This is a genomic window from Streptomyces sp. NPDC030991 (genome assembly GCF_055571235.1).
The window spans coordinates 183,399-206,191 of record NZ_JBVIFR010000011.1; the positions used below are offsets into that span (position 1 = coordinate 183,399).

A 22,793-nucleotide genomic window follows, 5' to 3' on the forward strand; every position below is an offset into this window, starting at 1 on the left:
CCCATCGATGAGAACTTCCCTGGCCGCTCCCGGCCGTCCGCCGGTGATGCGAGCCCCTTCGAGCCACTGACCGGAGTGGCACGTCGTCCGTTCTCCGTGAAGAACGAGCCCGCGCGCCGCGCGGCACGAACCGCTCCGGACAACAGGTATTGTCCCGGCCGGACCGCGACCGTGGCACCTGGATCGGCCACGGCCTTCTGTGGGCTGCGCCACGTTGCGCGTCCACCGGTCGCCGCCGTACCACAAGCGCTCCAAAAGTGGCGCGTTTCCCGGACATTGGCCGACGAACCGGCGCATGTCCTGGTGCGGTACAACGATCGGCCAGCCTACAGCGCGCGCTCGGCCGTCAGGGTCACGGGTTGCGGTCGGGAAGCCTGCCGGAGAGCAGGAACCCCACGGTCCGCTCCTTCTCCGTCCAGGCGCGCGTGTCCAGTTCGACGGATTGCAGCAGGGCGCACTCGACGTCGTAACCGTGCTCCGTCAGGTCCCTGCCGACGAGTTCGGCGGCGTCGCGTGTCGCGGCGTGCGTGACGATGCGCGCGGGCCGCCGGTCGGCGACGGCCGAGACGACCGCCGCTCCCCCGCCCCCGACGCGTACGACGTCGGGTTCGGGCAGATCCTCCAGGATGTGCGGGGCGGTGCCGTGCACGATCTGGGTCTGGACGCCGAAGCGGCGGGCCGTGGCGAGGGTGCGGGCGCAGGCGTCGGCGTCGCGGTCGACGGCGATGACGGCGGCGCCGAACCGGCCCGCCTCGGCCGTGAACGCGCCGCTGGCGCAGCCGATGTCCCACACGAGGTCGCCGACGCGCGGCCCGAGCCGGGCCAGTTGGGCGGCGCGCAGCTGCTCGCTCTCGCCCTCGCCGAAGGGGCCCGCGTACTCGGTGGCGGGCAGCGCCCAGCCGCGCGGGACGGTGTCGGGGTCGCCGCCGGCCAGCCAGCCGCCGTTCTCCGGGACGGCGACGGTGACCGGGCCGCCGATGACGATGACGACGTTCGGGTCGCGCCAGGCGTGGTCGGCGGCCTTGTCGGAGGTGACGACGGTGACCTGTTCGCGGTCGGTGCCGAGCTCCTCGCAGATGACGAAGGTGCGGTGGACGCCTTCGAGGAGGAGGCCGAGTTCGGCGGGGCCCGCGCCGGGTGAGGTGAGGACGGCGACCTTGGGGTGGGCGCGGCAGACGTTGACCGCGCGGCGCAGGGTGCGCCGGTGGGCGAAGACCACCTGGGCGTCGTCCCAGGGCATGCCGGCGCGGGCGAAGGCCTGGGCGACGGAGGAGACGGCGGGCACGACCTCGACCTCGAGTCCGTACTGCGGGGCGCGCAGGGTGCGGACGACGCCGAAGAAGCCGGGGTCGCCGTCGGCGAGGACGACGGCGGTGCCGCGGTGTCCCGCGATGCGGCGGGCGGCGAGCGCCACGCTGCCCAGCCGGATCCGCTCGGCGCGCGGGGGCACCTCGGGCAGCGCCAGGTGGTGGGCGGCTCCTGCCACCAGGGTGGCCGCGGCGAGCGCGGAGCGGGCTGCCTCGGTCGGCGGCGAGCCGTCCCAGCCGATCACCGTGACCCGGTCGGCCATCGTCGTCAGTCTCCAGGGGGTGCTCGGGTGCGTACGCGGTCGGGCGCGTACACGGGTCAGGGGGAAGCCGCCGGGTGGGGAGGGGGTCCGGGCGGGGCACCGAGAGCGTACCTGGTGGGTCCGGCTACTGCGCGTGGGGTCAGTTCCAGTCGGAGAAGGCCGTGAAGCCGCCGGCCTCGGCGAGCTGCTCGGTGACGCCTTCGATGTCCTCGGGCAGCAGGCTCCACACGATGAAGTCGGTGCGGACCTCGGCCCAGCCGCCGTCCTCGGTGCGCGTACGCGCTATGCAGGCGTTGCGCAGGACGCCCTCGCTGATGCAGCCGATCTTCTGGGCGACCTGCTGGGAGGCGGTGTTGTCGGCGGCGGTGCGCAGTTCGATGCGCTCCAGGCCCTGGTCGCCGAAGAGCCACTGGGCCATGGCGAGCGCGGCCTCGGAGGCGTATCCCTCACCGCGGGCCCAGGGGGCGATGATGTACGACAGTTCGGTGGCGCGGACGTGCCAGTTGGTCTTGGTCAGCTGGACGACACCGACGAGGCGCTGGGTGAGGAACTCCGTGACGGCGAGGTCGAGTCCGGTCCCCGCGGCGCGCTCCTGGGGTGCGTGGCCGGTGATCCACTCACGTGCGCCGTCCTCGGTGAAGGGCTGCGGCACGGAGGTCCAGGCGGCGACGAGCTCGTCGTTCATCATCTCGGCCAGAGCGGGGGCGTCGTCCTCGTCGAGCGGGCGCAGCACCAGGCGTTCCGTGCTGATGGAGATGTCGGGGAAGGTGTTCGTCATACGCCGCTCCGTAACCTTCGTGGCCGCCTTCAAAGCATCGCGTCGGCCGGGTGAAGTGCCCAGCATGCAGCATGAAGGCACGTAACTGCACACAGGGGCCGCGCCCGTCGCCGGGGGCGGCCCCTGTGTGCGGTGCGCGGTTCAGGCCCCGGTGACCGGGAGGACGGAGCCCTTGTACTTGTCCTCGATGAACTTCTTCACCTCGGGTGAAGTCAGCAGTTCTGCCAGCTTCTTCACGCGCGGGTCGTCCTCGTCGCCCTTCTTGACGGCAAGGACGTTGTTGTACGGGTTGTTCTTCGCGCTCTCCAGGAGGATGGCGTCCTTCTCGGGGCTCAGGCCCGCGTCGAGCGCGAAGTTGTTGTTGACGGCGGCCACGTCGACGTCGTCCAGCGAGCGCGGCAACTGGGCCGCTTCGAGCTCCTTGAAGGTGAGGTGCTTGGGGTTCTTGGCGATGTCCTTGGGAGTCGCGTTCACCCCGGCGCCCTTCTTGAGCTCGATCACCCCCTGCGAGGCGAGGAGTTCGAGTGCTCTCGCCTCGTTGGTCGCGTCGTTGGGGAGTGCGACGGTCGCCCCGGCGCGCACGTCGGTGACGTCGCGGGTCTTCTTGGAGTAGAAGCCCAGCGGCGGCAGGTAGACCTGTGCGACGGCGGTCAGGGTCGTGCCCTTGGACTTGTTGAAGTCGTCCAGGTACGGCTTGTGCTGGAACAGGTTGGCGTCGAGCTCGCCCTGCTGGAGCGCGGTGTTCGGCAGGACGTACTCCGTGAACTCCTTGATCTCCAGGTCGAGTCCGGCCTTCTTCGCCAGGTTCTGCCGTACGTAGGTGAGGACTTCACCGGCCGGGGTCGGGGTGGCGCCGACGACGAGCTTGCCGCTCTTGCCGTCGGCGCCGGAGCCCGTACCGCCGGAGCCGCAGGCGGTCAGAGCGAGCGCGAGGGCTCCGGTGACGACCGCGGCGGGAACGTTGAGCGTGCGCATCTGGGTCCCAGAGCTCCGAGGGGCGCGGCTCAGAAGGAGGGGAGGACGGAGCCGGCGTACTTGTCCTCGATGAACTTCTTCACCTCGGGGGAGGTCAGCAGCTTCGCGAGCTTCTTCACGCGCGGGTCGTCCTCGTTGCCCTTGGTCACGGCGAGGACGTTGTTGTACGCGTTGTTCTTCGTGGACTCCAGGGCGAGGGCGTCCTTGGCGGGCTTGAGGCCGGCGCCGATCGCGTAGTTGCCGTTGATCACCGCGGCGTCGACGTCCTCCAGGGAGCGGGGCGTCTGGGCCGCCTCGACCTCCTTGAACGTCAGGTTCTTCGGGTTCTTCTCGACGTCCTGCGGGGTCGCGTCGCTCTCCGAGCCGGCCTTGAGCGTGATGAGCTTGCTGGCGGCGAGGAACCGCAGGGCGCGGCTCTCGTTGTCGGCGTCGTTCGGGAGGGCGATGGTGGCGCCCTTCTTCAGGTCGGCGGCCTTCTTGGTCTTCTCGGAGTAGAGGCCGAGGGGCTCCAGGTGGACCGTGGCGACCGACTGGAGGTGCGTGCCCTTCTTCTCGTTGAAGTCTTCCAGGTAGGGCTGGGTCTGGAAGTAGTTGGCGTCGACGGACCCGTCCTCGGTCGCCGTGTTCGGCGTGACGTAGTCGGTGAACTCCTTGACCTCGAGGTTGAGGCCCGCCTTCTTCGCCAGGTGGTCCTTGACGTACTCGAGGATCTCGGCGTGCGGCACGGGGGTCGCGGCGACGACGAGCGGGTCGGACGCCTTGGCCTTGGAGTCGCCCTTGTCGGAGCCGCAGGCGGTCAGGCCCAGGGTGAGGGCGCCGGTGGCGAGGACAGCTGCGGTGATCTTGGTGGTGTTACGCACGAAAAGTGCCTTTCTCCATGGGTGGTGCAACCCGCCGGGTGAGGCGGGGAGTCCAGGGGCGGTGGGGGTGCGGGGTCAGCGGTTCTTGGAGGGCCCGGGCGTGGCCGCGGCCGGGCCGCCGGGCAGGAAGCCGCCGAGGACGCGGAAGCGGAGCGGTTCGCCGCCCTTGCCCGCGCGGCGGTGCAGGACGCGGGCACCGCTGTCGCCCGCGAACTGGATGAGGGCGATGACGACCGCGAGGACCGCCACGATGATCCACATCATCGCGGTCTCGAACCGCTGGTAGCCGTAGCGGATCGCGAGGTCGCCGAGGCCGCCCGCGCCGACCGTGCCGGCCATGGCGGAGTAGCCGATGATGGCGACGATCGTGGTGGTGGTCGCCGAGATCAGCGACGGCAGGGACTCGGGGACGAGCGCCTTGCGGACGACGGTCCAGGTGTTGCCGCCCATCGACTGCACGGCCTCGACGAGTCCGCCGTCGACCTCGCGCACGGACGTCTCGACGAGCCGCGCGAAGAAGGGGATGGCGCCGACGGCGAGCGGCACGATGGCGGCCTCGCGGCCGATGGTGGTGCCGACGATCCAGCGCGTGAAGGTCATCAGGGCGACCATCAGGATGATGAAGGGCATCGAGCGGACGATGTTCACGATCTGCCCGATGACCTTGTTCGCCACGACGTTCTGGAGCAGCCCGCCACGGTCGGTGAGGACGAGCAGGACGCCGAGCGGCAGGCCCGCGACGACGGCGATCAGCGTGGACCAGCCGACCATGTAGAAGGTGTCCCAACACGCCTGGGACAGCAGGGGCTGCATCTCCGACCAGGTCACTTGGTGACACCTTCCTTCAGCAGTGCGGACGCGCGGTCCTCGTGGGCGGCGCCGGCGACGAGTTCGACCTGGAGGCCCTGCTCGCGCAGGAATCCGATGGGGACGACGTTCTCCTCGTAGCGGCCGGGCAGTTCGATGCGCATGCGGCCGACCTGCTTGCCCGCGACGGTGTCCATGGCGGCGCCGAGGATCGAGATGTCGATGTTGTACGTGCGGGACAGCTGCGAGATGACCGGCTGGGTCGTGGACTCGCCGTGGAAGGTGATGTCGATGACGGTGCGGTCCTCGCCGGAGGCGTCGCCGCTGACCGGGAAGAGCGCGGCGGCGAGCTCCGAGCCGGGCGTCGCGAGCAGTTCGCTGACGGTGCCCGACTCGACGATCTGGCCGCGCTCCATCAGGGCGGCGGAGTCGCAGACGGTCTTGACGACGTCCATCTCGTGCGTGATGAGCAGGACGGTGAGGCCGAGCTGCCGGTTGAGGTCGCGCAGGAGCTGGAGGATGGAGCGGGTGGTCTCGGGGTCGAGGGCGCTGGTCGCCTCGTCGGAGAGCAGTACCTTCGGGTCGCCGGCGAGGGCGCGGGCGATGCCGACGCGCTGCTTCTGGCCGCCGGAGAGCTGGGCCGGGTAGGACTTGGCCTTGTCGGCGAGGCCGACGAGGTCGAGCAGTTCCAGCGCCTTGGTGGAACGTTCCTTCCCCGACTTGCCGAGGATTTCGAGCGGCAGCTCGATGTTGTCCTGCACGGTGCGCGAGGAGAGCAGGTTGAAGTGCTGGAAGACCATGCCGATGCGGCTGCGCGCCTCGCGGAGCTCCTTGCCGGCGCGCGGTCCGCGCCCGACGAGAGCCGTGAGGTCCTGGCCGGCGACGGTCACGGTGCCGGAGGTGGGCCGCTCCAGGAGGTTGACGCAGCGGATCAGCGAGGACTTGCCGGCGCCTGACTGGCCGATGACGCCGTACACCTCGCCTTCGCGAACGTGCAGATCGACGCCGTCGAGGGCGGTGATCTCGCGGCCGCGCGAGCGGTAGACCTTTGTGAGGCCCTGAGTGGTGATCACGTGGGTTTCCGTCACTGTCGAGTGCGCGGCACGGGTGGCGCCGGGCACGGGGCAAACTTCTCGGGAACGTGCGGAGTTACCGGGCGCGGCAGGCTCTCGCTCCGGACGCGGAGCGGTACTGGCATCAGTACGGGAATCTGTGCGCGGGGCAGGCCCGGTCACGCAGGCGGACTAGCTTCTCCCTGCGGAGTCACTCCCTACGGGACGGACGTGCGGGCACTCGCTTCGGGGCGCGAGTACAGGCAGTGCGGGGGCCCTCAGAAGGCGCACATTCGACACATACAACGAGCACCGGGCGTCATCGTCGCCTCGGTCGCAAGGGTGCGGCTGCTCGTCGTGGTCATGCGGGCAAGTAAAGCAGAAGTGCGGAGCGGCCCGGCCTCTGTTGTCCGAATAGCGGACAACGCTGGACGGGTGTGCCCGGGCGCCCGCGCCTCGGCGACGGTCCGCACCACGCCCCCGGTGACCAGCGCTGCCACGGCCGTCGCCTCCTCCACCAGGGGGTCCGCGGTGAGTTCCCCGGCCCGATGCGTTGTGGTCAACGCCACGGTCCTCGCTGCGCTCGCGGGGAGCGTGCGTGCCAGGCGTCGCGGGGCTGGGGGCACCTCCCGGCCGGAGGCTGGGGGAGGGAATTGTCAGACAGGCCCTAGCAGCCCCGGGGGCGAGCGCGTCGGGTCTTTTGGGCCGTAATAGGGTCTGCCCATGCTTGATGCCCTGACCCTGGTGACGGGTCTCGCCGCGCTCGCGCTCGCCGCGTGGTGCGGTTTCGCCTCCTACCGCGACCAGCCGACCAAGGACTGGCATTTCATCGGCATGGCGGTGGTCTCGGTCCTCGCGCTGGCGCAGCTGGTGATCGGGGTCGTGCAGCTGGCGCGCGGGGAGAAGCCGGCGCAGGGCGCGACGATCTTCGTCGCGTATCTGATCGGGGCGTTCGCCTGCGTGCCGGCGGCGGGGTTCATGTCGCTGGCGGAGCGCACGCGCTGGGGTTCGGTCACGGTCGCCGCGGGCGGCGTGGTCCTCGCCGTCCTCGAAGTACGGCTCTTTGACATCTGGGGAGGATGAGGTGGCTGTGACCTCGCAGAACGCGTCGAGGCGACTGACCAGCGGGCCCGGCACGCTGCTCGTATGGCTGTACGGGGTGATGGTCGTGGGCGCCGTGTCCCGTTCGGTGTTCCAGATCGCGACGGACTTCGGCAGGGCGCCGCTCGCGTACACGCTCTCCGCCGTGGCGGGCGTCGTCTACGGCTTCATCACGTACTCGCTCGTGCGGGGCGGGGAGGGTGCCCGCAAGGCGGCGCAGGTGTGCTGCGCCGCCGAGCTCGTCGGGGTGCTGGCCGTCGGTACCTGGACGCTGGTGGAGCCCTCGGCGTTCGCGGACTCCACCGTCTGGTCGGACTACGGCATGGAGTACCTGTTCATCCCGGTGCTCCTGCCGGTCTCCGCCCTGTTCTGGCTGCGCCGGGCGCGGGCCGTTACGCGCTAGCCGCCAGCGCCCGGGCGGCGGCCGGGGCCGCAGCGCCCGCAGCGTCCTTGGCCAGCGTCACCACGGTCAGCCGGTCGTCCACCCGCTTCGTCGACACCGCCGCGTAGCCGTGCTTGCGGTACAGGCGCAGGTTGTGCTCGCTGCGGTGGCCCGTGGAGAGTTCGAAGCGCTTGGCCGCGCCCGGCGCGCCGAGGGCGGTCTCGACGGCGGAGAGCAGGCGGCCGCCGAGGCCGTGGCGCTGCATCCGCGGGTGCACGATGAGTTTGCCGATCCGGGCGGTGCCGTCGGCGTCGACCGTGCCGCGCACGGACGCCACCACTTCGTCACCGAGGCGGGCCACCAGGACGGTGCCGCCCCTCAGCTCGGCCCTGACCGAGTCCAGGGACTGGGTGAGCGGCTCGATCGCGTAGTCGCCGTAGAGCTGCGCCTCGCTCTGGTAGCAGAGGTACTGGAGTTTGAGTATCTGCTCGGTGTCCGCTTCGGTCGCCGCAGAGATGGTCACGCTCATGCCCATGTGTGCATGCCTCCCGCTCACCTGTCCGCTGTTGTCCCTCACCCTTTTCCCCTGCGGGCTGTGGGCGCAACCTCGGAGGCGAGGATTCTGCGCAGGCATCCCAGACATCTGGAACGTTCCGGCCCAAGACTGCCCTGTGAGATACCCAACTCACCTGCGATTTCACGGTACGTGAGGTCTTTCGGGGACAGCAGCGCACCGATGAGGCGGGGGCAGCGTCCGGGGAGCCTGCGGATCGCGGCATGCAGCGCCCGGTCGCGTTCCCGGTCCAGGGTGCGGTGTTCGGGGTCCGAGCCGACCGTCCCGTCGGCGGGTTCGGCGACGTACGGCAGTTCGCGCAGGGCCTGTCCGCGCTGGCGGCTCGCCTCCGCGCGGACCGTCGCGGTGAGCCAGGCCGCCGGGTCCGCCGGCGGGCCCTGGGTGCCGAGGCGCTCCAACAGGCGGACCCAGACGGCCTGTTCGAGGTCGCGGGGTTCGGCGGCGCCGGGGAGTTCGGCGCGGACCTCGGCCGCGAGCAGGGGCCGCAGGGTCTCGATCACCGTGTCGTACGTCATGCCCGGCGGGACGCGGCCGCCCGGGCCCCTGGTTGCCGGGGCGGCCGTGTCTCACTCCAACCGGCGCCCGCGGGTCAGCGGTTGACGAAGTCCTCGCGGGCGAGGAGGGCGGTGTCGCAGTTGTCGGAGAAGATCCCGTCGATACCGGTGGCGAAGTACGCCTGGAAGGCGCCGAACGCGTCGCCGTAGGCGTTCGGGTCCGTGCCCTTCTTGAAGTCGGTCGGCAGGAAGGTGTTCTCGTTGCGCATGGTGTACGGGTGCAGGATCAGCCCGGCCGCGTGCGCGTCCTTGACGAGGGTGGTCGGGGCGAGGAGCCTGCCCGCCGCGTCCTTGGGGATGACCAGGTCCAGGGTCGGACCGATGCCCTGCGCGTACGTCACGATCTCCCTGAGCCCCTTGGGGGTGATGAGGTCGGCGACGGTGCGCGGGTCGCCGATGTCGACGAAGTCCGCCGGGCGGGAGTTCGCGGTGGAGAGCAGGACCACCAGGGGGTTGCCGACCAGCTTGTTCAGCCGCTGGATGCTCGTCGGCTCGAAGGACTGGAGGAAGGCGGGCGAGTTCTTCCGGTCGAGCTTGTGGGCGCGCAGCAGTTTGGCCAGGCGCTCCTCCAGGCCCAGGCCGAGCTTGCGGAAGTAGGTGGGGTGCTTGGTCTCGACGTGGATCCACACCTCGCGGCCGCGCTTGCGGCTCTGCGCCGCGCGCCATTCGAGGACCTCTTCGAAGGTGGGGATCTCCCAGCGGCCGTCGTAGAGGGTGTTGTGCTGGCGGGTGCCGGGGATGCGCTCCTTGGCGCGCAGCGTCTTCAGCTCGGCGAGTGTGAAGTCCTCGGTGAACCAGCCGGTCGTGGAGACCCCGTCGATGATCTTCGTCGTCCTGCGGGACGCGAACTCGGGGTGCGCCGAGACATCGGTGGTACCGCCGATCTCCGGCTCGTGACGGCAGACGAGGTGGCCGTCCTTGGTCGGGACGACGTCGCCTGCCTCGATGACGTGCGCGCCCATGTCGAGCGCCAACTGGTACGAGCCCAGGGTGTGCTCGGGGCGGTAACCGCTGGTGCCGCGGTGCGCGACGATCGTCGGCACGGGCAGGCTCCGGTACCCCTGTCCGGAGTGATTCCGGTCACTGTCGCGGGTGGCGGCTCTCGCGGCGCCGGGTGCGGCGAGGGTCGCGGCGCCCGCGCTCAGCACCGCGGCGCCGAGCAGCGAGCGTCGACCCAACGCCCCTTCCTCCCGCGCCTCCTGTGCGTTCTGCGCCGTCTGTGACTTCTTGTTCCCCATGAAGCACTCCTCCCGCCGGGTCCCGCCTCGTGCCTGTCAAAGCGCGTCGATCGTAGGTGGGCGGGAGTGACGAGTGGGAGACCCAGGACAGAACGTCGGGGTGACGCCGGATGACTCCTCGGGGTCGCTCCGGCACAGACTCGGGGGTCGCTCCGGCACAAAATGGGGCGCACAATCACGTCAACTCCGCGTATCAAGTCCGTGAACCCGATGTGCGAGGGGTACCCGCCCGCGAGTATCGTCCTCACCTGCACAGACCCCATCATCCATTCCTTGACACCGGAGGGCCCGTTGTCCCGCTTCGCGTTCATCAAGGCAGTGCTCGGTCCGATCATGCGCCTGATGTTCCGCACGCGTGTGGAAGGCGCCGAGAACATTCCGGGCACCGGCCCCGTCATCCTGGCGGGCAACCATCTGACGTTCATCGACTCGATGATCCTCCCGCTGGTCTGCGACCGGCAGGTCTGCTTCATCGGCAAGGACGAGTACGTCACCGGAAAGAGTTTCAAGGGCCGCCTGATGGCCTGGTTCTTCACCGGCGTCGGCATGGTCCCGGTCGACCGGGACGGCGCCAACGGCGGTGTGGCCGCGCTGATGACCGGCCGCCGGATCCTGGAGGACGGCGACATCTTCGGGATCTACCCGGAGGGCACGCGCTCCCCCGACGGCCGGCTCTACCGCGGCCGCACCGGCATCGCGCGCCTCACCCTCATGACCGGTGCGCCCGTCGTCCCGTTCGCGATGATCGGCACGGACAAGCTGCAGCCGGGTGGCTCGGGGATGCCGCGGCCTGGGCGGGTGACCGTCCGGTTCGGTGAGCCGATGGAGTTCTCCCGGTACGACGGGATGGGCCGCGACCGTTACGTGCTGCGCGCCGTGACCGACTCCGTGATGGCGGAGGTCATGCGGCTGTCGGGGCAGGAGTACGTGGACATGTACGCCACCAAGGCGAAGGCCGCGTAGCCACGTGACGGGCCGGGGGGGGGGGGGGGGGGGGGGGGTTGGGGGGGGGGGGGGGGGGGGGGGGGGGGGGGGGGGGGGGGGGGGGGGGGGGGGGTCCCCCCCCCCCCCCCCCCCCCCCCCCCCCCGGGGCTGTACGTGTCAGCCGACGGCCTTCTTGATGCGCTCGTCAGTGGTCTGCCACGCCTTGGCGGGAGCCGTGCCGTTCTCGACCAGTTGGAGGCCCTGCGAGAAGGCGTCCTTGATGGTGCCGTCCTTACGGCCGAGCACTTGCTCGGCGGGGATCTCGTTGGCCGCCGCTCCGAAGATCCGGCCGGTCGGGGCTCCGGAGAAGTACTCCGACGTGGCCTGCTTGACCTTCGGGTCCTCGAGCGCGGTCTTGGAGGACGGGAAGTTGCCCAGCTTCTCGAAGAGATAGGCCTGCTGCTCGGGAGCAGTCAGCCATGCCACGAGCTTCTTGGCCTCGTCCTTCACCGGGCTCTTCTCCGTGACGCCGAGGAAGGAGCCGCCCCAGTTGGCGCCCTTGGGGGCCTTCGCCACATCCCACTTGCCCTTGTTGGCGTCCCCGGCCTTGTCGGTGATGTGCGCGAGCATCCAGGCCGGGCAGACCGTGGTGGCGAAGGTGCCGTTGGCGAGACCCGGGTCCCAACCCGGCTGGAACTGCGGCAACTTGGCGGTGAGGTTCTTCTTGGCGGCTTCGGACGACAGGTTCCAGGCCTCCTTGACCGCCGGATTGGTCTGGTAGATCAGCTCGCCCGACTTGTCGTAGTACTGCTCGGAGCTGCCGAAGATCATGGCGTTGAACAGGCCGGAGGCCGCGTCCAGGTACGAGACCTTCTTGTCCTTGTTGCCCTTGGCGAACTTCTCGCCCGTCTCGACGTACTTGCCCCAGTCACCCGCCCACAGTTTGCCGACCTCCTCGCGGTCCGTGGGCAGTCCGGCCCGCTCGAACAGGTCCTTGCGGTAGCAGACCGCCATCGGCCCTGTGTCCGTACCGAGGCCCAGGACCTTGCCGTCCTTGGTCGTGATCTGGGCCTGCTTCCAGGGCAGGAAGTGGTCGGTACCCTTCGTGCCCGCGAAGTCGGTGAACTTGTCGGCCTGCGTCTCGGTTATCTCCTTCGCCCGCCCGATCTCGATGCCCTGGACGTCCTTGAGTCCGGAACCGCTGGCGAGGTGGGTCTGCAGGGCGGTGTAGTACGTCTGCTCGTCGCCGGCCGCCTCGACCTTGACGGTGACGTCCGGGTTCTCCTTCTCGTACTTCTCGATCAGGCCGGTCTCCTTGAAGCCCATCACGCCGTACAAACCCATAGTGATGGTGACCTTGCCGTCCTTGACGCCACCGCCGGTGGCGCTCGCACCGTCTCCGCCGCAGCCCGACAGCAGGGCTGCCGCCGCCGTACAGGCCAGCATGGCTGTCATTCTTGTACGCAATTCTCGCTCGACCTTGAGCATGAACGTCCTCCCTGAGACGGCGCCGACGCACCCCACGGCGCGAGTCGGCCCGGCATGCGGCCGCCCGCGGCAGATCTGGCCAAGTCCCCAGCTCAGAGCGGGTTTTCCGGAGGCCGACGAATATGATTCGCGGCCTATGGCGGACCTGCTGAGAGGTTGGTGGGAACGTGCCCACTAGATGGAGGAAGACTGTCGGCCCGACAACTCCCGTGTCAAGAAGTCGAATTCAGCTTGTTTCCGCTCCGTCATCACCGAAAATTTTCGGAAGGCGCCGGGGAGCGGGGCGGAGCCAGATCGAGAACTGGCAGAATGCGCAGGCCGGAAGGGCGAGCACCCAACTGGGCGGCCTTGGGGGCGAAGGGGAGGATCCGGGACGATGAGCGGCGACACCACACGAGAAGTTCTGGGCCGGGGGCGGGGCGGAAGCCGGGAACAGCGGACGGGAAGCCGCGAGCCGCGAAGCGACAGCCGGCCGCAGGGCACACGCCCGGAGCGCGAGCAAGGCGAGGCGGCAGGCTCCCGGCCGACCATCAAGACCGTGGCGGCCCGGGCCGGCGTCGGACGCACTACCGTCTCCCGCGTGGTGAACGGATCGGAACTGGTCAGCGAGAAGGCGCGGGCCGCCGTACTCGACGCCATCGCGGAACTGGGCTACGTCCCCAACTCGGTCGCCCGCGGCCTGGTCACCCGCCGCACCAACGCCGTCGCCCTGGTCATCCCCGAGTCCGAGAGCCGGCTCGGCTCGGAACCCTACTTCTCGGCGGTGATCCGCGGGGTGAGCGCCGCCCTCGCCGACACGCGCACCCAGCTCCAGCTGATGCTCGTCCGCGACCAGGCCGAACGCGACCAGCTCAGCCAGTCCGTCGCCGAACGGCGGGTCGATGGCGTGCTCTTGGTCTCCATTCACGAACAGGACGCCCTGCCGAACCTGTTGGAGTCCGCCGGTCTGCCGACAGTTCTCGCGGGCCGCCGCCACGAGGACGACCCGCTCAGTTATGTCTGCGCCGACAACCGCGGCGGGGCCGCCGCCGCCGTGCGCCACCTCCTGGACCGCGGTCGGCGTCACATCGCCACCGTCGCGGGCCCCCAGGACATGGAGGTCGGCCGCAGCCGGTTGCTCGGTTGCCGGGAAGCACTCGTCGAGGCCGGTGTCCCAGCTCGGGAACACCTGGTCGCGGTCGGGGACTTCACCGAAGAAGGAGCCCGCGCGGCGATGCGTTCGCTACTTGAACGTGCCCCGGATCTGGATGCGGTCTTCGCCGCCTCCGATCTGATGGCCGCGGGCATCCTGCTCGAACTGCGCGCACAGGGACGCCGCGTGCCGGAGGACGTCTCGGTCGTCGGCTTCGAGGACTCCTATCTCGCCCGCCACACCAACCCGCCGCTCACGACGGTCCGCCAGCCCACCGAAGAGATCGGCGGCACCATCGCGCGAACCCTCCTGCGCGAGATCGCGAACCCCGCCGCCCCTCGCACGCGGCTCGTGCTCGGCACGGAGCTGGTGGTGCGGGAGTCGTCCTAGGGCCTGTCTGAAAATTCCCTCCCCCAGCCTCCGGCCGGGGGCCCCAGAGCACGCAGCAGACGCCGCGGGGCCGCCCTTCGGGCGACGACGGGAATTATCAGCCAGGCCCTAGCCCGAGCGGGCCGCGCCCAGAGGGCGTCTGAGAAGCCGGTCAGTGGGTTGGTCTTGCGAGGCGTCGCACGAGGAACATGGCCATGGTGAGGTGGATGACGTTCTCCGAACACACACCTAGGTACTCGCAGTCCTTCGACAGACGGCGGCACCGTCCCGGCCAGGCGATCGTCCGTTCTACCACCCACCGTCACGGGGCCACCCGCGAAGGGGGGCACGGTCGGAGGCGGTCTCCCTGTCTTCGCCCAAGTTGGGCGGAATCCGCCGTCGCGGCGCTGCATGACCTGCACGATGATGCGTGTGGCGTCCCGGGCCCAGGCATGGAAGTCGGCGCCGCGGTAAGAGCCCATCTTCGAACTCACGAGCCGATGCTGCGCAGGTGGTCGGTTCATGGGGTGGCGCGACGGAGCAGAGTGCGTAGTCTCCTCTGCCATCGCCGGTGTCGGGCCGTGGCCGTGGGCGGCGGAGGAGACTCCGGGAAAACGGCTATCACATAAGTCTCGCCCACAACGGCGTAGAAGGGGCCCTGGAACAGGCGCTGGCGCGTACTGCTGACGTAAGGATGCGGCATGGATCCAGGCTGGTCGGCGGCTTCTGGACGCGTCCAACACCTGTTCCCGTGGAGTTGACGCAGTTCTGTTGTAGAGCCAGGTCAGTTGCTGACAATGGGAGGGTGCGAGAGGACATCAACCCGCGACTGCTGCGTGCGTTCGTGACCGTGGCCGAAGAACTGCACTTCACCCGGGCTGCCGCTCGGCTCTTCGTTGCGCAGCAGGCATTGAGCCGGGACATCCGGAATCTGGAGCAGGGCTGGGGCAGGACCCTCTTCGACCGGGACACCCAGCAGGTGAGGCTGACGCCCGAGGGGCATCGCCTCCTCCCGGTCGTGCGCCAGGTGCTGGCCACCCACGAACTGTTGGGAGAAGAGCTGCGGCGGACGTCCGGTCTGACCGGCGATCGTCCCCTCATCGTGGATGTTGCGCTCCACGGTTCCACCGGACCTGCGGTGCTGGCTGCGGCTCGTGAGGCAGCCCCGCACTTGGAATTCGTTCCACGATTCCATAGCGGCCTCGCGCGGGCAACGACCGAGATCCGTGACGGACGGCTCGATGTCTCCTTCGGCCGGGTGGCAGGTCTGTCGACTCTTGTCCGCACCGGCCTGCGCCATCAGCTGATCCGCTACGACCACCTCGCTGTGCACCTTGCCCCTGACCACCCTCTGGCCGCGCTAGCGCAGGTGCCTCTTGCAGCACTGGCCGGTGAGACCGTATATGCGGCCGCCGGCAACGAGGACACCAGCGAGTGGACGGACTACGCCCGCAGCTTGTTCGCCGGCCGGGGTATCCATCTGGCGCCGCCCTTCCCGAAAATCGAGGGCGAGACCGAGTTCAGACGGATCATGCACAAGCACCGCTGGTCGGTCCTGGCCAACGTCGATTTCCCCGACGTCCCGGAAATGGCACAGCGGCCGTTGATCAGCCCGATACCCCTCGCCCCAGTGTCCATGGTCTGGCGTCACAGCCTGAGCCACCCAGGAGTGCAAGCCCTGCTCGACGCAGCCCGCACCCTCGGTGCAATCCAGGGCTGGCTCGAACGCCCATCTGGAACTTGGCTGCCAGAGACCGACCGTGCCCTTCTCGGGGCTTGAGCCTCCGCCAACTTTAAGTCGTAGGCCAGCAGTCTGGCGTGACCGGCTCTCGCCGTGCTCACGCTGGTCATGGGTGGCTGCCTGCGGAGTAGATCATCTGACGGAGTTGGACGTTTCGCTGGTTCCTGCTCGCTGGGGTCAGACGGCGGGTCATGGGTGTGATCGCGGCGAGGGGGTACAGGCTGCCCGTCTGGGCTCGCGGGCAGGCCCACAACAAGGTTCGCTCCCAGCCCAGAGAGTTCTACCCTGGAATCCTCGACGCCTTCGCCCAGCACAAGCACGGTCTGTGCTCGAGGGAAGCCCGAACCATCCTGGCCGCAACACCGACTCCCACCATGGCTGCGAAGCTGATACGACGACGCCTGCAGACACTGCACTACCACGAGATCTGGGGTTGATCAGTGTGAAGAAGAAGATGCGCGCCGCCGCCCTCTCCATGGCCGGCCTAGCCATCGCCGTGGCCAGCTTCACCGTGCTCCAGGCCGCTGTCAGCGACTCCGGAGACGGAACGGTCCAAGACAACTTGATGGCCACGGACTTGTCCAAGGACGAGTACGTTTCCTACGCCTCAAGCGATGTCTTCTACGGCCAGGTGGTGAAGAAGGTCAGCGAGAACAAGACCGACCAGTCAGGCGAGTTGGAACAGCAGTGGGAAGTCTCTGTCAAGAAGGCCTTCAAGGGAGCCGCCACAGGAACGGTGGTGGTGAACACCGTCGCGTACGAGCGTTCCGACGGCACCAACTGGCCGGGCGAAGGCAGCGTGGCGATGGAACCGAGCAAGCGGTACGTCTTCGCCGGGCATTACGACACCGAGAACCAGCGCTATGAACCCTACGGCGGCCAGACCGGCGTCCGGCCTGAGTCTGGCCTCCAGGCGCCGGCCAAGAGCGCCAGCAACGCCTCGTCCACCGAGTCGGTTGAGGAGCACTGGACTCAGGCGGTCACCAATGAATGTCAGGGACCGTCTGATGTGGCCTCTCCCAGCGGCGACATTGTTGACGACGGCACTGAGCCCACTCCCTAACTGGCCGTTCTCTATCCGTTCGTGTGGTCGGTGAGGCTTCGAACGGCGTCCTGGTTCGGGTGAGTTGCTCGGTGTGGAGGCATGCAAGAAGGGTCTCTTGGTAGCTCGCAGGTGTCGAGTCCAGCGAGAGGCAAGAGGCCCTGTTGTTGAAGTGCCGCATGGTCGTGGTCGCCGGGTCCACTTCGTCCACTCGTGGGTGTGACTGTCTCGCTCATAGATACGGGAACGCGGTGGAACGGCCGGATCGCCGGCCCCGGCACGGCGCGGACATGAGCGATGCCGAGTGGGCTCTGATCAGGGAACTATTGCCGGTTCCGGGCTGGTTGGCGGGCCGAGGCGGCGTCCGGAGGGCTACTGCCACCGGCTAGCGAGCAGGCAGGGCACGGACGGTCAGCGGAACAGGCGGAAAAAGCCGCGCACCTGCTTGACCAGCGACTCCGGCTGCTCCAGCGCGGCGAAGTGGCCACCATGGGGCAGCTCTTCGAACCAGCGCAGGTCGGTGAACCGCAGTTCGGCCTCCCGCCTCGACGGGCGGGTTATGTCGCGCGGGTAGACCGCAAGCCCGGAGGGCGCGGTCACCTTGTCCCGGAAGTCGGCGAAGCTCTCCCAGTACAGGCGCGCCGACGAGGTGGCCGATGCGGTGAACCAATAGACCGAGATCTCGTCGAGGATCGTCTGCCGCGACAACGCGTCTTCGGGATGGCCGTCGTTGTCCGTCCACGCCCAGAACTTCTCGGCGATCCAGGCGGCCTGCCCCGCCGGAGAGTCGGTGAGGCCGTAGCCGAGCGTCTGCGGCCGGGTGGCCTGGATCGCCGAGTATCCCCGGCCAGTGCGCCGCATCTCCTTCTCGGCTTCAAGGTTCGCCCGCTCTGCGGGCGTGGGGTCGTCGAACGTGCCCGCCGCTACGGATCCCAGGTTCAGGTGCACGCCGGCGACCCGCTCGGGCGCCACCTCGCCAAGTGCCCCGGACACTGCCGAACCCCAGTCACCGCCCTGTGCGCCATATCGTTCGTAACCCAGCGAGACCATCAAGGTGTCCCATGCGCGCGCGGTGCGAGTGATGCCCCACCCGGTCGTCGACGGCTTGTCACTCCAGCCGTACCCGGGCAACGATGGCGCGACCACGTGGAACGCGTCCGCCGGGTCACCGCCGTGCGTGCGCGGGTCGGTGAGCGGGCCGAGGACCTCCAGGAACTCGAGCACCGAACCGGGCCACCCGTGCGTGAGCACGAGCGGGAACGCGTCCGGCTCCGGCGAGCGGACGTGCAGGAAGTGGATGCCCAGCCCGTCGATCGTCTCCCGGTACTGCGGGAACACGTTCAACCGCTCGGCGAACCCGAAGTCGTACTCCTCGGCCCAGCTGCGGCAGAGCTCTTGCGCATACACCAGCGGCAAACCCTGGGACCAGTCGTCCACCGGCTCGCGCTCGGGCCACCGTGTCCGCCGCAATCGTTCACGCAGGTCCGCGATCTCGGCTTCGGTGAGGGTAACCTCGAATGGCTCGGCGGACATGGCACGGCTCCTTACTGCCAGCTTCCAATGGGCCACCGCCCGTGGCCTTCTCGATCAAGTCTCGCGCGCATAGGCAATCCGTTCCGCGTTCATACAACCTTCATGCGACATCGCCGGTCTGAGCCGGTGATCGGAACGCTTTCGATCACCGACCTCTGAAGGAGCGCCATGCCGTTGAGACCCCAGCCCCGCTACGCACTGCGCGTCGGCGCCGTCGCCCTCACGGCGGGGTTGCTGGCGCTCGGTGCGGCCCCCGCCGGGCAGGCGGCCGACGGCGACCCTCCACTGGAGTTCAGCTTCGGTGGGGGCAGTGACGCGGTGGAGGTCCAGCCGTTCTCCATCAACACCGCAGACGAGATCACCCTCGAAGGGCGCAACACCAGCGCACAGGAGCTGAAGAACGTCGAGGTGACGATCGACGCGACCGCGCTCAAGGGCCAGTTGCGATGGGCCCTGCCCTATGGGTGCGAGGAGAAGCAGAAAGGGATCGTCGTCTGCCGGACGAAGAAGCCGGTCGAGCCGGGAGCGTCCTTCGCGACGACCTGGACCTGGGCCGCTCTGCCGGGAGCCGAGCCCGCCCGCACCGGCGAGGTCCGGATCTCCGCCGCCGCGGGGGGCGTCGCCGTCGGCGAGACGACGATGAAGGCGACCGTGGCGGACATCGGCTTGCTCGCCGCCAACGAGAACGGCGATACGTCGCCGAAGCCCGGCGAAACGGTCGAACCCGTCACGGCCATCAGGAACTTCAGCACCCGCACTGTGCAGGACGTGTACGTCTCGCTCTATCTCACCCAGGGCCTGTCCTTCGTCGAGGAGTTCAGCAACTGCGTATACGGCTCCGCGTCCGCGTACCGCGCCGGGGACACGCGGATGAAGTGCCGCGTCAAGGGGCCCGTCGAGCCAGGCGCCACCTATGACCTGGACATGTCCGCACTGAAGGTCGGAGCCAGCGCACAGAACGAGACGTGGACGGGCGCTGCCGAGGAGCGGGACACCGCCGAGGACCCCGTCTCCCCGCACCGCGGAGCCGGACGGGAGATGAAGCTCGCGAAGCGTACTGCCGGTCCCGGATCGCTGCAGCGGGGTCTGTACGGCGAGGCCACGGTGTCATCCTCCGCGGACCTCGAAGCGGTGGGGGCCACCGTCGACGGCAAGGCCGGACAGGTGGTGAAAGCGGAGCTGGGCGTACGCAACAACGGGCCCGCCACGATCGTGAACTGGGGCAGCGAACCGGGCGACTCCCCCTCCTCCGAAGTCTTCGTGACCATTCCGCCGGGCACGACGGCGGTCAAGGCACCGGCCGATTGCCGCCCGACTGAGTTCCCCCTCCCCGAGGGGGCCGACGCCAGGGAGTACTTCTGCCATCAGGACCTCGGGGAGTACTACTTCAAAGCGGGCCAACTCGCGCCGTTCGTCTTCGACCTGCGCATCGACAAGCCTGCCGCGCTCGCTCAAGGCTCGATCAAGCTGACGCACAGTGGGGACAGCAAGCCCAAGAACAACACCGCGCCCATCACCGTGACCGTCGACGGCAAGCTGGGCGACGGCTCCACCCCTCCCACGGCCGGTACTGGCTCGACTTCGGGCGGCTCCACGGCGACCCCGGGCACCGGTGACGCCTCTGCCTCCCCGGGCAACGGTGGCTCCGCCAGCGCGGGATCGGCCGGCACCGGGACCGGCCCCATGGCCGACACCGGCGCGGGGGCCCTGCCGTGGTGCGCGGCCGCCGCGGCGGTGACCCTGGCCGCGGGCACCGTGCTGTTCACGGTCGCCCGCCGCCGCGCCGGCCGGGCCTGAGTCCGCCGGGAAGAGGACAGGCTCGTGTCGCTTGCCTGCCGGTCGATCTTGCCGATCATGCCCCAGTCGATGAGAAGGGCCTGGATCTCGCCCGTACTGCCCGGCCGCGCGCACGACCTGAAGGTGCGCCCCCACCCGGCCTCCACCGGGTGGGGGCGCACCGAACAGTCGGTCAGGTCATCGCAAGCCGGCCGTCATCTCTCGAGTGCGTATACATGGCGCTGATGAGCCTGGATCCGACCGGCAAGGGCCGCCGCCGCTGGACGATGCGCTGGAAGGCGCCACTGAACGCCTTCCAGATCGCCTTCGAAGGACGCCTCGCGCCTCAGCTCATCCTGTCCCATCGCTATCGGTCAACCGCGCACGTGCAGTCCGAAACCCGTGCGGCCCGCCGGTTCCAGGCCCTCCTTCAGGTGCAGTGAGGGGATCTCGTAGTCGCCGAAGTTCTGCCGCCGGAACGCGATCGGCTCGGTCGACTCCAGGGTGAGCAGGCGCTGTTCCCATGCCTTGGCGATGTCCGGGTAGTCCTCGGTGGTCGTCCGGTCGGCGCCGTACAGCACGAACGGCGGCAGCACCTCGATACCCGGGTAGTAGAGGATGCCGTGCTGGATCGGGAACAGCAGATCGTCGATGGGCCCGCCGATCCCACGAGCGGCGTAGTGCGACTCCGGGCCGCCGACGGTCACCGACAGCAGAGCCTTCCGGCCCGCGAGGGTGCCTTCGCCGAAGCGCTCGCCGTACTTCGTGTCGCTGTGCTCGCCGACGCCGTACGCGAAGTGGAAGGTGAACACCCGGTCCACCCAGCCCTTGAGGATCGCGGGCATCGTGTACCACCACAGCGGGAACTGGAAGATGATCGTGTCGGCCCAGAGCAGCTTCTCCTGCTCGGCGCGAACGTCCCGGGTGAGCGTCCCGGCGTCGAAGGCCCGGCCCGAGTCCCGGGCGACCTTCAGCGGGTTCGATGCGTCGGGGCCGTAGTCCGTGGCGTCCACGACCGCCTTCCAGTTCATCGCGTACAGATCGCTCACCCGCACCTCGTGCCCGGCGCTCTCCAGCGTGGACACCGCGAGATCCTTCAGCGTGCCGTTGAGCGACTTCGGCTCCGGGTGGGCGTAGACGATCAGCGTCTTCATGGGAACTCCTTCGGATCGGATGTCTCCGATCCTGGACGTCCCGCCGTCCGGCATTCAGGGGCTCCTCATCCATCGGAGGGGACTTCCTGGTATCGGCAGGACCACCCTCACGGGCTCCTGCCGAAGCCATACTGGGCACATGGACGATCTCGCGGGTTTCCTGCGAACCCGGCGTTCCCGGGTCGACCCGGCGGCCGCCGGCATCCTTACCGACAGCCGCCGCCGGGTCGAAGGGCTGCGCCGCGAAGAGGTCGCGCACCTGTCCGGAGTCAGCGTCGACTACTACGTACGCCTGGAGCAGGGCCGCGCGACCCAGCCCTCCGAGCAGGTCCTCGACGCACTCGCCCGCGTCCTCGACCTCGACGAGACCGAACGCGGGCACCTCTACCGGCTTGTCCGACAGCGCCGCCACCCCGCGAAGGCACCGAGCGGGCGGGTCCGCCCCGAGCTGCTGCGCGTCCTGGACCTGGTAGCCGACGCACCCGCGCTGATCATGAACCACCGCATGGACGTACTCGCCGGGAACCGCCTCGCCGGACTCCTCTACGGCCGCCCGATGCCGGGCCTGAACACCGCCCGGCACATCTTCCTCGAGGAAGCCGAGCGCGGCCTGTACGCGGGCTGGGAGAACTGCACCCTCGACGCGGTCGGGCACCTGCGCCTGGCCGCCGGCAAATACCCCGAGGATCCCCACCTGGCCTCACTCATCGGCGAACTGGCGATGGGCAGTGAACGTTTCCGTCGCCTCTGGGCCCGCGCGGACGTGCGCGCCCGCACCCATGGACGCAAGACGTACCGGCACCCTCTGGTCGGACTGCTGGAACTGCACCATGAGAACTTCGCGCTGCCGAACGAATCAGGCATCGAGCTACTGGTGCTGCAGGCGGCCCCCGCCAGCCCCGCCGAGGACGGACTACGCCTGCTCGCGAACCTGGGCACGGACAACGACAACGCACATCCCCCAGTGCGCGCGCAGATCCGCGAGTAACTCAATGCCCCCGCCGGCGGTGCACGTCCGGGGCCGCCAGCTCTGCCGAATCACGCGGAATGGAGTCGGACTCATGCGTACGGGGACCCCGGTTCCGATGCCAACTACGGGTCTCACACCAGGCTCCGCCGCAGGCACCGCCACCAGCGGCGTCACGTGACATCAAAATGAGAAGCCCGACCGACTTCAAGCTGAGTCATCGCACCGGCGGACGTCGACGGCCCGGAAGGCGCGGAGCCGATCGAGTCGGTGAGTGCAGGGGGCGCGGGAGTCGCTGAAGTTCCCCAGTCCGCGGGACCCGGTGGAGCTCGCGCGGTTTGTGCAGCCGCGGGTCTTGAAGCCGGAAGGCTCGTACTGCGCGGCATCGATGCCGCGGCCCGGTATGTGAAGGAGCACGGCGACGGGCAACTGGCGGCCCCGTACGCCTTCGTGACGCCCGAGGACTGGACACCTGAGACACCGGCTGGCAACGCTGCCTGCGGCTCGTCCACGGCCGCCCCCATCCGCAGCCCTCGCCGCCACGTACCCGGACCGCCCGCAGCGGCCGGCCGAACTGATCGACCCGCGACCCCGTGAACGTCTCCGCCCACACCCGATCGGCCCTGATCGGCAGGGATCGATACTGTCTTGTCCTGCGCGGAGAGGGCTCTTCAGAGTTCAAGTACGAGACGCGGGCAGGCCGCGCGTGAGACACAGATGAGCATTGTCTCGTTACTCGCCCGTTCCTCGGGAGTCGCGTCCCTGCCCTCGGCCCG

The 22,793-nt window shown here is 69.1% G+C and carries 20 protein-coding genes and 1 pseudogene; 9 read left to right on the plus strand and 12 right to left on the minus strand.

Features of this window, described 5'->3' with window-relative positions; translation table 11 throughout:
- Positions 1-352 precede the first annotated feature (352 nt).
- The 6 genes from cbiE to ACZ45E_RS21835 form a co-directional block, all read right to left on the minus strand.
- Positions 353-1,570, minus strand: a complete 1,218-nt coding sequence (cbiE, locus tag ACZ45E_RS21810; protein ID WP_468222839.1) for a precorrin-6y C5,15-methyltransferase (decarboxylating) subunit CbiE — start codon at positions 1,568-1,570, stop codon at positions 353-355.
- A 139-nt stretch (positions 1,571-1,709) separates the two neighbouring features.
- Complete coding sequence (locus tag ACZ45E_RS21815; RefSeq protein ID WP_468222840.1) at positions 1,710-2,348, minus strand: GNAT family N-acetyltransferase; 639 nt, start codon at positions 2,346-2,348, stop codon at positions 1,710-1,712.
- 141 nt (positions 2,349-2,489) lie between these two features.
- On the minus strand, positions 2,490-3,323 hold the full coding sequence (locus ACZ45E_RS21820) for a MetQ/NlpA family ABC transporter substrate-binding protein (RefSeq protein WP_468222842.1): 834 nt from the start codon (positions 3,321-3,323) through the stop codon (positions 2,490-2,492).
- 29 nt (positions 3,324-3,352) lie between these two features.
- Positions 3,353-4,183 (minus strand): MetQ/NlpA family ABC transporter substrate-binding protein, encoded by an 831-nt coding sequence (locus ACZ45E_RS21825; RefSeq protein WP_468222844.1) that lies wholly within the window; start codon positions 4,181-4,183, stop codon positions 3,353-3,355.
- Positions 4,184-4,258: 75 nt separating this feature from the next.
- Entirely contained in the window at positions 4,259-5,011 is a 753-nt protein-coding gene (locus ACZ45E_RS21830; RefSeq protein WP_468222846.1) for a methionine ABC transporter permease, read from the minus strand.
- Entirely contained in the window at positions 5,008-6,063 is a 1,056-nt protein-coding gene (locus ACZ45E_RS21835) for a methionine ABC transporter ATP-binding protein (protein WP_468222848.1), read from the minus strand. The genes ACZ45E_RS21830 and ACZ45E_RS21835 overlap by 4 nt, the downstream gene beginning before the upstream one ends.
- A gap of 702 nt (positions 6,064-6,765) precedes the next feature.
- On the opposite strand from ACZ45E_RS21835, the gene ACZ45E_RS21840 reads away from it, so the two are divergent.
- Both ACZ45E_RS21840 and ACZ45E_RS21845 read left to right on the plus strand, forming a co-directional pair.
- The gene (locus tag ACZ45E_RS21840) at positions 6,766-7,125 is read left to right on the plus strand and encodes a hypothetical protein (RefSeq protein ID WP_468222849.1); all 360 of its coding nucleotides are present in this window, start codon (positions 6,766-6,768) and stop codon (positions 7,123-7,125) included.
- A complete protein-coding gene (locus ACZ45E_RS21845; protein WP_468222851.1) occupies positions 7,106-7,546 on the plus strand; it encodes a hypothetical protein in 441 nt (146 codons plus the stop codon). The genes ACZ45E_RS21840 and ACZ45E_RS21845 overlap by 20 nt, the downstream gene beginning before the upstream one ends.
- Here the strand turns inward: ACZ45E_RS21845 and ACZ45E_RS21850 are convergent.
- The 3 genes from ACZ45E_RS21850 to ACZ45E_RS21860 form a co-directional block, all read right to left on the minus strand.
- Positions 7,536-8,060 carry a GNAT family N-acetyltransferase gene (locus ACZ45E_RS21850; RefSeq protein ID WP_468222853.1) on the minus strand — a complete coding sequence of 175 codons (525 nt, stop codon included), beginning with the start codon at positions 8,058-8,060 and terminating at the stop codon, positions 7,536-7,538. The genes ACZ45E_RS21845 and ACZ45E_RS21850 overlap by 11 nt on opposite strands.
- Positions 8,061-8,098: 38 nt before the next feature.
- A complete protein-coding gene (locus ACZ45E_RS21855; RefSeq protein ID WP_468222854.1) occupies positions 8,099-8,614 on the minus strand; it encodes a sigma-70 family RNA polymerase sigma factor in 516 nt (171 codons plus the stop codon).
- 74 nt (positions 8,615-8,688) lie between these two features.
- The gene (locus ACZ45E_RS21860) at positions 8,689-9,891 is read right to left on the minus strand and encodes a glycerophosphodiester phosphodiesterase (RefSeq protein ID WP_468222855.1); all 1,203 of its coding nucleotides are present in this window, start codon (positions 9,889-9,891) and stop codon (positions 8,689-8,691) included.
- 210 nt (positions 9,892-10,101) lie between these two features.
- Between ACZ45E_RS21860 and ACZ45E_RS21865 the strand changes: the two genes are divergently transcribed.
- Positions 10,102-10,854, plus strand: coding sequence for a lysophospholipid acyltransferase family protein (locus ACZ45E_RS21865; RefSeq protein ID WP_468223098.1), 753 nt, complete (start codon positions 10,102-10,104; stop codon positions 10,852-10,854).
- 138 nt (positions 10,855-10,992) lie between these two features.
- On the opposite strand, the gene ACZ45E_RS21870 is transcribed toward ACZ45E_RS21865, so the two are convergent.
- On the minus strand, positions 10,993-12,270 hold the full coding sequence (locus ACZ45E_RS21870) for an ABC transporter substrate-binding protein (RefSeq protein ID WP_468222856.1): 1,278 nt from the start codon (positions 12,268-12,270) through the stop codon (positions 10,993-10,995).
- 562 nt (positions 12,271-12,832) lie between these two features.
- Between ACZ45E_RS21870 and ACZ45E_RS21875 the strand changes: the two genes are divergently transcribed.
- From ACZ45E_RS21875 to ACZ45E_RS21885, 3 genes are all read left to right on the plus strand, one after another.
- Positions 12,833-13,825: a LacI family DNA-binding transcriptional regulator gene (locus tag ACZ45E_RS21875; RefSeq protein ID WP_468223100.1), complete on the plus strand. Its 993-nt coding sequence runs from the start codon at positions 12,833-12,835 to the stop codon at positions 13,823-13,825.
- 784 nt (positions 13,826-14,609) lie between these two features.
- Positions 14,610-15,584, plus strand: coding sequence for a LysR family transcriptional regulator (locus tag ACZ45E_RS21880; protein WP_468222858.1), 975 nt, complete (start codon positions 14,610-14,612; stop codon positions 15,582-15,584).
- Positions 15,585-15,987: 403 nt separating this feature from the next.
- The gene (locus tag ACZ45E_RS21885; protein ID WP_468222859.1) at positions 15,988-16,608 is read left to right on the plus strand and encodes a hypothetical protein; all 621 of its coding nucleotides are present in this window, start codon (positions 15,988-15,990) and stop codon (positions 16,606-16,608) included.
- A gap of 390 nt (positions 16,609-16,998) precedes the next feature.
- Here ACZ45E_RS21885 and ACZ45E_RS21890 read toward each other — a convergent pair whose 3' ends face one another.
- Positions 16,999-18,120: an epoxide hydrolase family protein gene (locus ACZ45E_RS21890; protein ID WP_468222861.1), complete on the minus strand. Its 1,122-nt coding sequence runs from the start codon at positions 18,118-18,120 to the stop codon at positions 16,999-17,001.
- Between the two features lie 168 nt (positions 18,121-18,288).
- Between ACZ45E_RS21890 and ACZ45E_RS21895 the strand changes: the two genes are divergently transcribed.
- Both ACZ45E_RS21895 and ACZ45E_RS21900 read left to right on the plus strand, forming a co-directional pair.
- On the plus strand, positions 18,289-19,917 hold the full coding sequence (locus ACZ45E_RS21895) for a hypothetical protein (protein ID WP_468222863.1): 1,629 nt from the start codon (positions 18,289-18,291) through the stop codon (positions 19,915-19,917).
- A 194-nt stretch (positions 19,918-20,111) separates the two neighbouring features.
- Positions 20,112-20,240, plus strand: a pseudogene (locus ACZ45E_RS21900) (IS256 family transposase); the annotation flags it as partial.
- Between the two features lie 30 nt (positions 20,241-20,270).
- On the opposite strand, the gene ACZ45E_RS21905 reads toward ACZ45E_RS21900, so the two are convergent.
- A complete protein-coding gene (locus ACZ45E_RS21905) occupies positions 20,271-21,050 on the minus strand; it encodes an NAD(P)H-dependent oxidoreductase (protein ID WP_468222865.1) in 780 nt (259 codons plus the stop codon).
- A gap of 139 nt (positions 21,051-21,189) precedes the next feature.
- Here ACZ45E_RS21905 and ACZ45E_RS21910 point away from each other — a divergent pair, with 139 nt between their 5' ends.
- On the plus strand, positions 21,190-22,038 hold the full coding sequence (locus ACZ45E_RS21910) for a helix-turn-helix transcriptional regulator (protein WP_468222866.1): 849 nt from the start codon (positions 21,190-21,192) through the stop codon (positions 22,036-22,038).
- Positions 22,039-22,793: the final 755 nt, after the last annotated feature.

Coding starts and splice junctions, on each gene's coding strand:
- cbiE (WP_468222839.1), bottom strand. CDS start 1,570: ATGGCCGACCGGGTCACGGTGATCGGCTGGGACGGCTCGCCGCCGACC.
- ACZ45E_RS21815 (WP_468222840.1), bottom strand. CDS start 2,348: ATGACGAACACCTTCCCCGACATCTCCATCAGCACGGAACGCCTGGTG.
- ACZ45E_RS21820 (WP_468222842.1), bottom strand. CDS start 3,323: ATGCGCACGCTCAACGTTCCCGCCGCGGTCGTCACCGGAGCCCTCGCG.
- ACZ45E_RS21840 (WP_468222849.1), top strand. CDS start 6,766: ATGCTTGATGCCCTGACCCTGGTGACGGGTCTCGCCGCGCTCGCGCTC.
- ACZ45E_RS21850 (WP_468222853.1), bottom strand. CDS start 8,060: ATGGGCATGAGCGTGACCATCTCTGCGGCGACCGAAGCGGACACCGAG.
- ACZ45E_RS21855 (WP_468222854.1), bottom strand. CDS start 8,614: ATGACGTACGACACGGTGATCGAGACCCTGCGGCCCCTGCTCGCGGCC.
- ACZ45E_RS21860 (WP_468222855.1), bottom strand. CDS start 9,891: ATGGGGAACAAGAAGTCACAGACGGCGCAGAACGCACAGGAGGCGCGG.
- ACZ45E_RS21865 (WP_468223098.1), top strand. CDS start 10,102: ATGTGCGAGGGGTACCCGCCCGCGAGTATCGTCCTCACCTGCACAGAC.
- ACZ45E_RS21870 (WP_468222856.1), bottom strand. CDS start 12,270: ATGACAGCCATGCTGGCCTGTACGGCGGCGGCAGCCCTGCTGTCGGGC.
- ACZ45E_RS21890 (WP_468222861.1), bottom strand. CDS start 18,120: ATGTCCGCCGAGCCATTCGAGGTTACCCTCACCGAAGCCGAGATCGCG.
- ACZ45E_RS21895 (WP_468222863.1), top strand. CDS start 18,289: ATGCCGTTGAGACCCCAGCCCCGCTACGCACTGCGCGTCGGCGCCGTC.
- ACZ45E_RS21905 (WP_468222865.1), bottom strand. CDS start 21,050: ATGAAGACGCTGATCGTCTACGCCCACCCGGAGCCGAAGTCGCTCAAC.
- ACZ45E_RS21910 (WP_468222866.1), top strand. CDS start 21,190: ATGGACGATCTCGCGGGTTTCCTGCGAACCCGGCGTTCCCGGGTCGAC.